The 12,467-nt window shown below is 69.6% G+C and carries 7 protein-coding genes and 1 pseudogene; 2 read left to right on the forward strand and 6 right to left on the reverse strand.

The window, feature by feature from the left end:
• Positions 1-99 precede the first annotated feature (99 nt).
• From metH to AC2W7M_RS10340, 4 genes and pseudogenes are all read right to left on the reverse strand, one after another.
• The gene (gene metH / locus AC2W7M_RS10325; protein WP_486132183.1) at positions 100-3,771 is read right to left on the reverse strand and encodes a methionine synthase; all 3,672 of its coding nucleotides are present in this window, start codon (positions 3,769-3,771) and stop codon (positions 100-102) included.
• A 234-nt stretch (positions 3,772-4,005) separates the two neighbouring features.
• Positions 4,006-4,239: a hypothetical protein gene (locus AC2W7M_RS10330; RefSeq protein WP_486132171.1), complete on the reverse strand. Its 234-nt coding sequence runs from the start codon at positions 4,237-4,239 to the stop codon at positions 4,006-4,008.
• Between the two features lie 68 nt (positions 4,240-4,307).
• Positions 4,308-5,224, reverse strand: a pseudogene (gene metF, locus AC2W7M_RS10335) (methylenetetrahydrofolate reductase [NAD(P)H]).
• A complete protein-coding gene (locus tag AC2W7M_RS10340; RefSeq protein WP_486132173.1) occupies positions 5,217-6,227 on the reverse strand; it encodes an ArsR/SmtB family transcription factor in 1,011 nt (336 codons plus the stop codon). The pseudogene metF and the gene AC2W7M_RS10340 overlap by 8 nt, the downstream one beginning before the upstream one ends.
• Positions 6,228-6,551: 324 nt before the next feature.
• Here AC2W7M_RS10340 and AC2W7M_RS10345 point away from each other — a divergent pair, with 324 nt between their 5' ends.
• Positions 6,552-7,910: a L,D-transpeptidase gene (locus tag AC2W7M_RS10345; RefSeq protein ID WP_486132175.1), complete on the forward strand. Its 1,359-nt coding sequence runs from the start codon at positions 6,552-6,554 to the stop codon at positions 7,908-7,910.
• On the opposite strand, the gene AC2W7M_RS10350 is transcribed toward AC2W7M_RS10345, so the two are convergent.
• Positions 7,850-8,365 carry a DUF1345 domain-containing protein gene (locus tag AC2W7M_RS10350; RefSeq protein WP_486132177.1) on the reverse strand — a complete coding sequence of 172 codons (516 nt, stop codon included), beginning with the start codon at positions 8,363-8,365 and terminating at the stop codon, positions 7,850-7,852. The genes AC2W7M_RS10345 and AC2W7M_RS10350 overlap by 61 nt on opposite strands.
• Before the next feature lie 308 nt (positions 8,366-8,673).
• Here AC2W7M_RS10350 and AC2W7M_RS10355 point away from each other — a divergent pair, with 308 nt between their 5' ends.
• A complete protein-coding gene (locus AC2W7M_RS10355; RefSeq protein WP_486132179.1) occupies positions 8,674-9,249 on the forward strand; it encodes an HdeD family acid-resistance protein in 576 nt (191 codons plus the stop codon).
• Positions 9,250-9,319: 70 nt separating this feature from the next.
• Here the strand turns inward: AC2W7M_RS10355 and AC2W7M_RS10360 are convergent, their stop codons facing one another.
• On the reverse strand, positions 9,320-12,466 hold the full coding sequence (locus AC2W7M_RS10360; protein WP_486132181.1) for an efflux RND transporter permease subunit: 3,147 nt from the start codon (positions 12,464-12,466) through the stop codon (positions 9,320-9,322).
• Between the last annotated feature and the right edge of the window lies 1 nt (position 12,467).

The raw sequence follows: 12,467 nt of genomic DNA on the forward strand, positions 1-12,467 counted from the left end.
CCGCCCGGCGCGAGGAGGCGCACCTCGCCGCGCGCTTCGGCGCGGATTTTTCGGCCTACCGCGCCCGCGTGCCGCGCTGGATCGGCCGGCCTGGCGCCGCTATTCCGCCGCCGCCCGGCGCGCCGGATCGTAGTTGAGGATCGGCGCCAGCCAGCGCTCGGCCTCCTCCACGCTCCAGCCCTTGCGGGCGGCATAGTCCTCCACCTGGTCGCGCTCGATGCGGCCGACGCCGAAATAGGCGCTCTCGGGATGGGCGAAATAGAGCCCGGACACCGAGGAGCCCGGCCACATGGCGAAGCTCTCGGTGAGGTGGATGCCGGCCAGCGCCGTCGCGTCCAGCAGCTTGAACAGCGTGCCCTTCTCGGTGTGGTCGGGCTGGGCCGGATACGCCCGGCGCCGGCGGATGCCGCGATACTTCTCGCCGATCAGGTCGTCGTTCGAGAGCGTCTCGTCCGCCGCGTAGCCCCAGAACTGCGTGCGCACCAGATGGTGCATGCGCTCGGCGAACGCCTCGGCGAGACGGTCGCACAGGGCCTTGAACAGGATCGAGGAATAGTCGTCATTGGCGGCCTTGAACGCCTCCGAGCGGTCCTCCTCGCCGATGCCGGTGGTGACGGCAAAGCCGCCCACATAGTCCGGCACGCCGCCGTCGAGCGGGGCGACGAAATCGGCGAGCGCTAGCGCCGCCTTGCCCTCGCGGCGCGGCAGCTGCTGGCGCAGCGTGTGCAGCGTCGCGAGCGGCGTCTTGCGGGTGTCGTCGCGGAACAGGAGGATGTCGTCGCCCACGGCGTTCGCCGGCCAGAAGCCGATCACCGCGCGTGCCGTCACCCACTTCTCCGCCACCATCTTCGCCAGCATCGCCTGCGCGTCGTCGAACAAGGCGCGCGCCGGGCCGCCGACCACGGGATCGGAGAGGATCGCCGGATAGCGCCCGGTCAGCTCCCAGGACTGGAAGAAGGGCGTCCAGTCGATGAAGGGCACGAGGTCGGCGAGGTCGTGGTCCTCGAATATGCGCGTGCCGAGGAAGCTCGGCTTCGCCGGTGCCTCGGCCGAAAAATCGAGCCTCAGCGCATTCTCGCGCGCCTTGGCGAGCGGCACGCGCTGCTTGGCGGCGTCCGCGCGGGCATGGGCCTCGGCGAGCTTCGCGTATTCGGCGCGGATGTCGGCCACATAGGCCGGCTTGGTCTCCGGATTGAGCAGGTTCGAGACCACGCCCACCGCGCGGCTGGCGTCGGTGACGTACACCGCCTGGCCGCGCGCATACTGCGGCGAGATCTTCACCGCCGTGTGGACGCGCGAGGTTGTCGCGCCGCCGATCAGGAGCGGCACGTGGAAGCCCTCGCGCTCCATCTCGGCAGCGACGTTCACCATCTCGTCGAGCGAGGGCGTGATGAGGCCGCTAAGGCCGATCACGTCCACGTTCTGGTCCTTGGCGGTCTGCAGGATCTTGGCCGCCGGCACCATGACGCCGAGGTCGATGACCTCGTAATTGTTGCACTGGAGCACGACGCCGACGATGTTCTTGCCGATGTCGTGGACGTCGCCCTTCACCGTCGCCATCAGCACCTTGCCGGCGGCCGAGGCCTCGGTCAGGCCCATCTCCGCCTTCTCCTTCTCCATGAAGGGCATGAGATAGGCCACCGCCTGCTTCATCACGCGCGCCGACTTCACCACCTGGGGCAGGAACATCTTGCCGGCGCCGAACAGGTCGCCGACCACGTTCATGCCGGCCATCAGCGGGCCCTCAATCACGTGCAGGGGGCGGTCCGCCTTCTGGCGCGCCTCCTCGGTGTCGGCCTCCACGAACTCGGTGATGCCGTTGACCAGCGCATGCTCCAGGCGCTTCTCCACCGCCCAGGTGCGCCAGGCGAGGTCGGCTTCCTTCTTCTCCTTGCCGGCGGCGCCCTTGAAGCCCTCGGCGATCTCCAGCAGGCGCTCGGTGGCGTCGGCGCGGCGGTTCAGCACCACGTCCTCGCAGGCCTCGCGCAAGGCCGGCTCGATCTCGTCATAGACCGCGAGCTGGCCGGCATTGACGATGCCCATGTCCATGCCCGCCTTGATGGCGTGGTAGAGGAACACGGCGTGCATGGCCTCGCGCACCGGCTCGTTGCCGCGGAACGAGAAGGACAGGTTCGAAACGCCACCCGAGATGTGGGCGTGCGGCAGGTTCTGCCGGATCCAGCGCGTCGCCTCGATGAAGAAGACGCCGTAGGGCGCGTGCTCCTCGATGCCGGTGGCCACCGCGAAGATGTTCGGGTCGAAGATGATGTCCTGGGGCGGGAAGCCCATCTCGGTCAGGATCTTGTAAGCGCGGGCGCAGATCTGCGTCTTGCGCTCGAAGGTGTCGGCCTGGCCTTCCTCGTCGAACGCCATCACCACCACGGCGGCGCCGTAGCGGCGCACGAGGCGCGCCTGGGCGCGGAAATTCTCCTCGCCCTCCTTGAGCGAGATGGAATTGACGATGCCCTTGCCCTGGATGCGCTTGAGGCCCTGCTCGATGATGGACCACTTCGAGCTGTCCACCATCACCGGCGCCTTGGCGATGTCGGGCTCGGAGGCGACCAGGTTCAGGAAGGTGATCATGGCGGCCTCGCTGTCCAGCAGGCCTTCGTCCATGTTGATGTCGATCACCTGGGCGCCGCTCTCCACCTGGTCGCGGGCGACCGCGAGGGCGGCGGGGAAGTCGCCGGCGGTGATGAGCTTGCGGAAGCGCGCCGAGCCGGTGACGTTGGTGCGCTCGCCCACGTTCACGAACGGGATTTCCGGCGTCAGCTCGAACGGCTCCAGCCCTGACAGGCGCAGGCGCGGGGGGATTTCGGGCACGGTGCGCGGCGCCTTGCCGGCCACCGCCTCAGCGATCGCGCGGATATGGTCGGGCGTGGTGCCGCAGCAGCCGCCGACGATGTTGACGAGGCCGGAGGATGCGAACTCGCCCACCAGCGCCGCCATGGCCTCCGGGCTCTCGTCATAGAGGCCGAATTCGTTGGGCAGGCCGGCATTGGGATAGGCGCACACCAGCGTGTCGGCGACCCGGCCGATCTCGGCCACGTGCGCGCGCATCTCCTTGGCGCCGAGCGCGCAATTGAGGCCGATGGAGAACGGCTGCGCGTGGGAGAGCGAATACCAGAACGCCGCGGGCGTCTGGCCCGAGAGCGTGCGGCCGGACAGGTCGGTGATGGTGCCGGAGATCATCACCGGCAGGCGGAAGCCGAGATCGTCGAACAGCCCCTCGATGGCGAACACCGCCGCCTTGGCGTTCAGCGTGTCGAAGATGGTCTCGATGAGCAGGATGTCCGCCCCGCCGTCGATCAGGCCCTCCGCCTGCTCGCGATAGGCCGCGGCCAACTCGTCGAAGGTCACGGCGCGGAAGCCGGGGTCGTTCACGTCCGGCGAGATGGAGGCGGTGCGGTTGGTGGGGCCGAGCGCGCCGGCGACGAAGCGGCGGCGGCCGTCCTTTTCCTGCGCCTGGAGCGCCGCCTCGCGGGCGAGGCGCGCGCTCTCCACGTTCAGCTCGTAGGCCAGCGCCTCCATGCCGTAGTCGGCCTGGGCGATGGTGGTGGAGGAGAAGGTGTTGGTCTCGACGATGTCCGCGCCGGCGAGGAAATACTTGAGGTGGATCTCGCGCACCGCGTCCGGCTGGGTGAGGCTGAGCAGATCGTTGTTGCCCTTCACGTCGCGCGGCCAGTCCTTGAACCGCTCCCCGCGATAGCCCGCCTCGTCGAGCTTGAGGCCCTGGATCATGGTGCCCATGGCGCCGTCAAGGATCAGGATGCGCGCGGCCGCGGCGCCTCCAAGGCGGCGAGGATGTCGGCGGCTCGGCCGGCGTCGGCGCGGAGGGTGGAAGCGCGAAGGGTCTGGGCGCTCATGGCTCGGTCTCGGGCTCCGGCGGCCGCAGCCGCCTTTGGAGGAAAGATCTTCGGTCGCGTCCGCTTGCGGGCCGGGACCGGCCTGCTCCCTCTCCCGCTTGCAGGAGAGGGGCTTTACGCATTGTGCTTTCAGGCCGTCTCAGACGGTCGGCTTGCGCGGCGTCGGCGGCTTCTTGCCGGGCCCCTTCTCCAGCACGGAGAGGCGCTTCTCGATGCTGTCGAGCCGCTCCTCCACCTCGGCGGCCGCGTAGCGGCCGAGCACGCTCTCGCCGTTGATGGCCTGGCGCAGGCTGTCGAGCTTCTTGTCGACCCCTTCGAGACGTGTGCGGACATCAGCGAACTGCTTGTCCACATCCGTGGCATGCGCGCGCATTTTCTGCCCGGATCTCCGGGAGCAGGCTCAGCACCAGATTCTGCGGTTCCCCTGGCATGTGGCTCTCCTCACACCGCGATCGCCTGCGGCACCTCGGCCGCCTTCGGGCGCAGGCCGATGAGGTGGCAGATGGCGTAGACGAGGTCGGCGCGGTTCAGGGTATAGAAATGGATATCGTGACGCCGCGATCAACAAGGTCCGTCACCTGCTCGGCCGCCACCGCCGCGGCGATCAGCTTGCGCGTCTCGGCATCGTCGTCGAGCCCCTCGAAGCGCTTCAGCAGCCACGACGGCACGCTCGCCCCGGTGCGGGTGGCGAAGTTCGAGGCCTGCTTGAAATTCGTCACCGGCAGGATGCCGGGCACGATGGGGATGTCGATGCCCTTGGCGCGCACCTTGTCGAGATAGCGGAAATAGACGTCGTTCTCGAAGAAGAACTGGGTGATGGCGCGGGTCGCCCCGGCGTCCACTTTGGCCTTCAGATAGTCGATGTCGGCGTCGATGCTCGGGCTCTCGGGGTGCTTCTCCGGATAGGCCGAGACCGAGACCTCGAAATCGCCGAGCCGCTTGATGCCGGCGACGAGGTCGCAGGCATGGGCGTAGCCGTTCTCGTGCGGCACGTATTTGGTGCCGACGCCGGTGGTCGGATCGCCGCGCAGGGCGACGATGTGCTTCACCCCGGCGGCGCCGTAGCCGCGGATCACCTCGTCGATCTCGTCCCGCGTCGCGGCGACGCAGGTGAGGTGCGCGGCCGGATGCAGGTCGGTGTCCCTGACGATGCGCGAGACGGTGGCGTGGGTGCGCTCGCGCGTGGAGCCGCCGGCGCCGTACGTCACCGAGACGAAGCGCGGCGCCAGCGGCGCCAGCCGGTCGATGGACGACCAGAGCTGCTTCTCCATCTCCTCGCTCTTCGGCGGGAAGAACTCGAACGAGACCGAGATCGGCGCCTTGTCCGTCTGGCGGCTCGCCCGCACGGCGTCAGTCATCACGCAACCTCCCTGTGGGCGCCGCCATGAGGATGCGCGGGTCGCGGGCGAGCCAGATGGAAACCCCGAGCCCGTCCCCGGCACCGCCCTCGGGCACGAGGGTGCGGAACGCTTCCGGACGAAGGCCCGCCTGCGCCAGCCACGCTTCCATCTGCTCGCGCGCGAAGCCGAGCCGGCGGTGGGCGTGGTCGTCGCGCAGGAATTCGAGGTCGTGGGGCGCGAAGTCCACCACCAGGAGCCGGCCGCCGGGGCGCAGCACCCGCGCCGCCTCTGCCAGCGCGCGCGCCGCGTCGTCGAGGAAGTGCAGCACCTGGTGGAGGATCACCACGTCGAACGAATCGCGCGGCGCAGGAATGGCATAGATGTCGCTCTGGCGCACCGTGCAATGGCGGATGCCGGCGCGCTCCAGATTGGCGCGCGCCACCCCCAGCATGTCGGGCGACAGGTCGAGGCCGATGCCGCGCTCGATGTCCGGGGCGAACAGTTCCAGCATGCGGGCGGTGCCGGTGCCGAGGTCGAGCAGCGCGCGGATCGGCTCGCCGGCGAGCACCTCGCGCACCGCGCCCTCCACCGCCGCCTCGGGCACGTGCAATCTGCGGATCTCGTCCCAGCTTTTCGCATGGGTGGCGAAATAGGCCTGGGCCGCGGCGGCGCGCGCGGCGCGCACGTCGGCGAGGCGCTCGCGGTCGCGGGCCAGCAGGCCATCCTCCCGGTCAAGCAGCGCCAGCAGGCGGGAGACGAAGGCGCGGCCCCGCCCCTCGGTGGCGCAGCGGTAGAAGATCCAGCTCGCCTCGCGGTGACGCTCGACCAGGCCGGCATCGGCCAGAAGCTTGAGATGGCGCGAAATTCGGGGCTGCGACTGGCCGAGGATGTCGGTCAGATCGGAGACCGTCAGCTCGGCTTCCGCCAGCACCGCCAGCAGGCGCAGGCGAGTGCTTTCGCCCGCGGCCTTCAGGCCTTCGAGCGCGAACGGGAAGGGAAGTGCGGGCTCGCGAGATGACATAAGGATATGTTTATATCGTTTTCAGGGGCGGTGCAAGCATGCCGGCACCTTTGCTCTGGCGAGGGGCGCAGATCACGATTTGCGGCGAAGGGCGATGCCGCGTTGCGCCGTGATGCAGCGCAAGATAAAGCGCTCACGTGGGTGCCGCCCGCCGACCCGCGGACGGGGCGCGGTCCGGTCCCAACGCGGAAGGTCCGGGCCTGGGGTGGCTCCTGAGGCGCCTGCCGCGAGTTTGGATGCGTCAGCCGCGGTCTCGAAGCGGAACCGGAGAAAGTCGCCGGCCGTTTCCAATTTCGTCACGTTTCAAGGTTAACAGCTTTTATCATGATGCTGCGCCAGACCTTCCTTCTCGCTGCCTTCGGGGCGTCCCTCGTGTCCATGCCGGCCTTCGGGCAGGGGGCCTATGGCGGCTATGCCATGCCGGCCGAGCCCAACACGCCGCCCGGCAGCGTCGGTTACGGCGCGCCGCCGCCCGGCTACAACGATCCCTATGCGCGCCCCATGCCCGGCCGCAGCAGCGACGCGGTGGAGCGGACCAACCTGCCGCCGCCTTCCGGCACCGGCCAGCCGCAGGTCTACACGCCGTCGGCTCCGGCTCCGCAGCAGGCCTATGGCGCGCCGGCCCCGGCGGAAGCGGGGCAGCCCATGTCCATCACGCCGCAGCAGCCTTATCCGCAGCAGCAGCAGGCCTATCCGCAGCAGGGCTACCCGCAGCAGCAGGCCTACCCGCAGCAGGGCTATCCCCAGCAGCAGGCGTATCCCCAGCAGGCGTATCCCCAGCAGGGCTATCCCCAGCAGGGCAACGTGCAGCAGGCCTATCCGCAGCCCGGCTACCCGCCGGCCGCGCAGCCCGATTATTCCCAGCAGCAGGCCTATGGCGTGCCGAGCCAGCAAGGCAACGTCGCCGCGCCGCCCGCCGGTGTCTATGGCCCCAACGCCGCGATGGTGCCGGGTACCCAGGAGGCGCCCTCCGGCCCGCGCATCGAGGACGTGGACCCGGCGGAGCCGGTGCCGGATCGCTTCCGCCGCCAGACGGTGGACTATGTGACCACCCAGCCGGCCGGCACGATCGTCATCGATACGCCGAATACCTACCTCTATTACGTGCTCGGCAACGGCAAGGCGATCCGCTACGGCATCGGCGTCGGCCGCGACGGCTTCACCTGGTCCGGCACCGAGAAGATCACCGGCAAGAAGGAATGGGCCGACTGGCGTCCGCCGACCGAGATGATCCAGCGCCAGCCCTATCTGCCGCGCTTCATGGCCGGCGGCCCCGGCAATCCGCTGGGCGCCCGCACCATGTATCTCGGCGGCACCATCTACCGCATCCACGGCACCAACGAGCCGCAGACCATCGGCAAGTTCGTGTCCTCCGGCTGCTTCCGCATGCTGAACAACGATGTGGAAGACCTCTACGACCGCGTGAAGGTCGGCACCAAGGTGGTGATCCTGCCCCAAGCCCGGCGGCGCCCAGGCCAATGCGGCGGGCGCGGCCCCGGCTCCGATCACCACCGGCTCGACGTCGTCCACCACCGCCCAGCGCTGACGGCTGGGGCCATCGTCTGCGAACACAAGGGCGCGCCCGCAAGGCGCGCCCTTTTTCATGTCGGGCGCGCGGGCGCTTACATCAGCGAGGCCGCGACGTTCACGCCGAGCGCGATCACCGCGGTGTTGAACAGGTAGGACGCCACCTGGTGGCCGAGCACGAAGCGCCGCAGGCGCGGCACGTTCACGGTCACGTCCGCGGTTTGCGCGGCGGTGCCGATGTTGAAGGCGAAATAGAGGAAATCCCAATAGTCCGGCGCGCCGCCTCCCGGGAAGCCCAGCGCCGGCTGCGGGTCGTCGAACGCCGCATCATAGTATTCGCGCGCGTAGTGGAACGCGAACAGCGTGTGGAAGAAGAGCCAGGACACGATCAGGGTGCCGACCGCGAGCGCGATGTGGGGCCATTGCTCGCCGTCCGCCGGCGACCCCGCCTCGATGATCACGGCGACCAGGCTCGACGCCGTGGCGAGCACCGCGACCAGCAGCGCGACCCAGGCGCCCCTCGTCGTCGCCCTGCGCGCGGCCGCGCACCCGTGCGGCGTCGCAGCGCAGGACCAGCAGCCCGGCGAGCAGCAGCCACAGGACAGCCCCAACGTCGAAGGAGACCAGGAAGCGCACCCGCGGATTGTGGACCGGCACCACGAGAAAAGCCGCTAGACCGACCGCGACGGCGATGAACAGCCGCGGATGCAGCCGTATCCAGCCCGGTATGCGGCCATACGCAGCACGCCACCAAGCGCCCGCATCGCGTCCCGAGCCATGCATGTCTTTCTCCCTTCCAGCCCGCCGCCGCGATCACGGGGATGTTATACGGCGCGGAAGACTCCTATATGATGCCGCGTGCACGCCGGTCGTGCCGCGAGTCGCGGCGCTCTATGTCCGGCGCGCTTGGAGACGGCCCATGACCATGCCTGCTTCTGCCCCCTCCGCCGCCGCCATCGACGGGCTGCAATCCATCCGCGCCAGCTGGGGCTGGTTCGTCGCGCTCGGCGTCGCCTTCGTCATCCTCGGCTTCGTTGCGCTCGGACACGTGCTCGCCTCCACCCTCGTCACGGTGCTCTATGTGGGCGCGCTGATCGTGGTGGGCGGCGTGGTGCAGGTGATCCACGCCTTCCGGGTGAAGGGCTGGGGCCGCTTCTTCTTCTGGCTTCTGGCCGGCCTGCTCTACGTCGTGGCCGGCGCGCTCATGATGTACAACCCGCTGCTCGGCGCGGGCGTGCTCACCCTCATGGTCGGCGTCGCGCTGGCGGTGGAGGGCGCGTTCCGCATCGCCGCCGGCTTCGGCACCCGCCCGGCCTCCGGCTGGGGCTGGATCGTCTTCGCCGGCCTGATCACGCTGGTGCTGGGCCTCATCATCATCGCCCGCTGGCCGGTGAACTCGCTCTATATCCTCGGCCTGTTCCTCGGCATCGACCTGGTGGTGAACGGCGTCACCACCGCCATGTTCGGCCTCGCGCTGCGCGGCAAGAAGGCCTGAGCGGCGCCCTGGACCAGGGCCGAAGGCGTCTCCTCTCAACCCTCCCCCGCCCGGGGGAGAGCGTCGGCGGTCATTCCGCCGGCACCGGCAGCGCCTCCGGCGCCACCGGCTGTCGCACGTCCACCCGGAAGAAGGCGGCATAGAGCGCCGGCACCACCAGCAACGTGAGCGCGGTCGCGACCAGCAGGCCGCCCATGATGGTGACGGCCATTGGTCCCCAGAACACGCTTCCCGCCAGCGGGATCATGCCCAGGACCGCCGCCAGCGCGGTGAGCACCACCGGGCGTGCCCGGCGCAGCGTGGCATCGACGATGGCGCGGTGCGGCGCATGCCCCTCCGCGATGTCGGTGTCGATCTGGTCCACCAGGATCACGGTGTTGCGCATGATCATGCCGGCGAGCGCGATCAGGCCGAGCAGCGCCACGAAGCCGAACGGCCGATGCGCGATCAGCAGCGCCGCCGTGGCGCCGATCAGACCCAGCGGCGCGGTGGCGAGCACGAGGCCGAGCCGCGAGAAGCTCTGCAGCTGGATCATCAAGAGCGTGAGCATGACGATGATCATCACCGGAAAGACCGCGGCGAGCGAGGCGTTGGCCTTGGCGCTCTCCTCGATGGAGCCGCCGGTCTCGATGCGGTAGCCCGGCGGCAGCTCGGCCTTGAGCGGCGCGAGCCGCGGCAGGATCCGGGTGGTCACGTCGGGCGGCTGCACGCCGTCCTTCACGTCGGCGCGGGCGGTGAGCACGATGTCGCGGTCGCGACGCCACAGGATCGGCTCCTCATACGCATAGGCGATGCGCGCCACCTGGGCGAGGGGCACCGCCGTGCCGTTGCCGCCCGCCACCGTCAAGGCGGCGATGCGCGCAAGATCCACCCGCTCCTCCGGCACCGCGCGCGCCACCACGTCGATGAGCAGGTTGCCCTCGCGGTGCTGGGTGACGGTATAGCCCGAGAGCAGGGTCTGGAGCGTCTCGGCGAGGTCGCGCGGGGTGGTGCCGATGGCCCGCGCCCGGTCCTGGTCCACCGCCAGGGTGATGGACTTGACCTGCTCGCCCCAATTGAGATGGGGATCGATGACGGCCGGGTCCTGCGCCATCACCCGGCGCACCTTCTCGGCGATGTCGCGCACCACGAGGGGATCCGGCCCGGCGATGCGGAACTGCACCGGGAAGCCCACCGGCGGCCCGAACACGAAGCGGTCGACACGCACCCGCGCCTCGGCCAGGGCGCCGTCCGCCACTGCCGCGTCGAGCCGCGCCTTGAGCCGCTCGCGTGCCGCCACATCCTTCGCGACGATGACGATCTGCGCGAAGTTCGGGTTCGGCAGCACCGGGTTGAGGCCGAGCCAGAAGCGCGGCGTGCCGCGGCCCACATAGGTGGTGGCGGTGGCCACGTCCGGATCGCCGGCGATCAGCGCCTCGCCCTTGCGCGCCGTGGCCTCGGTGGCGGTGATGGAAGTGCCCTCGGGCAGGCGCATCTCCAGGAACAGCTCGGGCCGGGTGGAGGTGGGGAAGAATTGCTGCTGCACGAAGCCGAAGCCCGCCACCGAGAGCGCGAACAGGCCGAACGTGGTGCCGATGACCAGGAAGCGATGCCTGAGGCAGGCTTCCAGCACCCGCCGCAGCAGGCGATAGAGCCGCCCGTCATGCATGGCGTGGGCGCCGTGCGCGCCCGTCTTCTTCATCTCCGGCAGCAGCATGAAGCCGAGATAGGGCGTGAAGATCACCGCCACGAACCACGACGCCACCAGCGCGATGCCCACCACCCAAAAGATGCCGCCGGCATATTCGCCGGACGAGGACTTCGCGAACCCCACCGGCAGGAAGCCCGCCGCCGTCACCAGCGTGCCGGTGAGCATGGGGAAGGCGGTGGAGGTCCAGGCGAAGGTGGCGGCGCGCGCGCGGTCCCAGCCCTCCTCCATCTTCACCACCATCATCTCGATGGCGATGATCGCGTCGTCCACCAGAAGGCCGAGGGCGATGATGAGCGCGCCGAGCGTGATGCGGTGGAGGTCCATGCCGGAGGCGAACATCACCAGGAACACGATGGCGAGCACCAGCGGCACCGAGAGCGCGACGACGATGCCGGTGCGGAAGCCCAGCGAGAGCAGGCTCACCGCCAGCACGATCACCAGCGCCTCGGCGAAGGTCTTCAGGAACTCGCCCACGGATTCGCCGACGATGTGCGGCTGGTCCGCCACCTGCACCACGTCGATGCCCACCGGCAGCTCGCTGATCGCCTCGTCCATGGCGGCCTTCACCGCCTTGCCCCAGGTGAGGATGTTCTGCCCGGCCGCCATGGAGACGCCGATGCCGAGCGCGCCCTCGCCGTTCTGGCGCACCAGGAAGGACGGCGGGTCCTCGTAGGCGCGGTGGATGGTGGCGATACCGCCGAGGCGCAGCAGCGCGCCGCCGGCGTTCACCGGCACCTCGGCCACCGCCTTCTCGCCGGTGAAGGCGCCGGTGAGGCGCAGGTTGATGCGGTCGGCCCTGGTGTCGATGGCGCCGCCCGCCACCACCGCGTTCTGGCGCGCCACGCTGTCGAAGATCTGCTGCGGCGTGATGCCGAGGGTGGCGAGCCGGGCGTGGGAGAACTCGATATAGATGCGCTCGGGGCGCTCGCCCACGAGGTCCACCTTCTCCACGCCGGGCACGCGCAGCAGGCGCTGGCGGATCACTTCCGCCTGGCGCTTCAGCTCGGCGGGCGAGGCGCCCTTGCCGGAGAGCATGTAGAGGTTGGAATAGACGTCGCCATACTCGTCGTCGAAGCCGGGGCCGATCACGCCGATCGGCAGGTCGCCCTTGATGTCGCCGACCTTCTTGCGCACCTGGTACCACAGGTCCTTCACCTCGCGCGCGGGCGTGCTGTCGGCGAGGAACACCTGGACGAACGAGACGCCGGGGCGCGAATAGCTCTCCACCCGGTCGAGGTGCGGCAGCGCCTGGAGCTTCTTCTCGATCGGGTCGGCCACCTGGGCCTGCATCTCCGAGGCGGTGGCGCCGGGCCAGGCGGCGGAGATCACCATCACCTTGATGGTGAAGGAGGGATCCTCGGCGCGGCCGAGATTGAGGTAGGAATAGAGCCCCGAGGCGGCGAGCAGCAGGATCGCGAACAGGGTCAGCGCGCGGTGGGTGATGGCCCAGCGCGAGAGGTTGAAGCCGCCGGCTTCGGTGGGCGGCGCGCCCTCAGGCGCGCGGGCGTCCGTGTCATGGCCGCGCATC

This window comes from Xanthobacter sp. BG11Y11_SDJG (genome assembly GCF_057364445.1).

Excerpts from the sequence above, each read along its gene's own strand:
- AC2W7M_RS10330 (WP_486132171.1), bottom strand. The coding sequence starts at position 4,239 with ATGCGCGCGCATGCCACGGATGTGGACAAGCAGTTCGCTGATGTCCGC.
- AC2W7M_RS10340 (WP_486132173.1), bottom strand. The coding sequence starts at position 6,227 with ATGTCATCTCGCGAGCCCGCACTTCCCTTCCCGTTCGCGCTCGAAGGC.
- AC2W7M_RS10345 (WP_486132175.1), top strand. The coding sequence starts at position 6,552 with ATGATGCTGCGCCAGACCTTCCTTCTCGCTGCCTTCGGGGCGTCCCTC.
- AC2W7M_RS10355 (WP_486132179.1), top strand. The coding sequence starts at position 8,674 with ATGACCATGCCTGCTTCTGCCCCCTCCGCCGCCGCCATCGACGGGCTG.
- AC2W7M_RS10360 (WP_486132181.1), bottom strand. The coding sequence starts at position 12,466 with ATGCGCGGCCATGACACGGACGCCCGCGCGCCTGAGGGCGCGCCGCCC.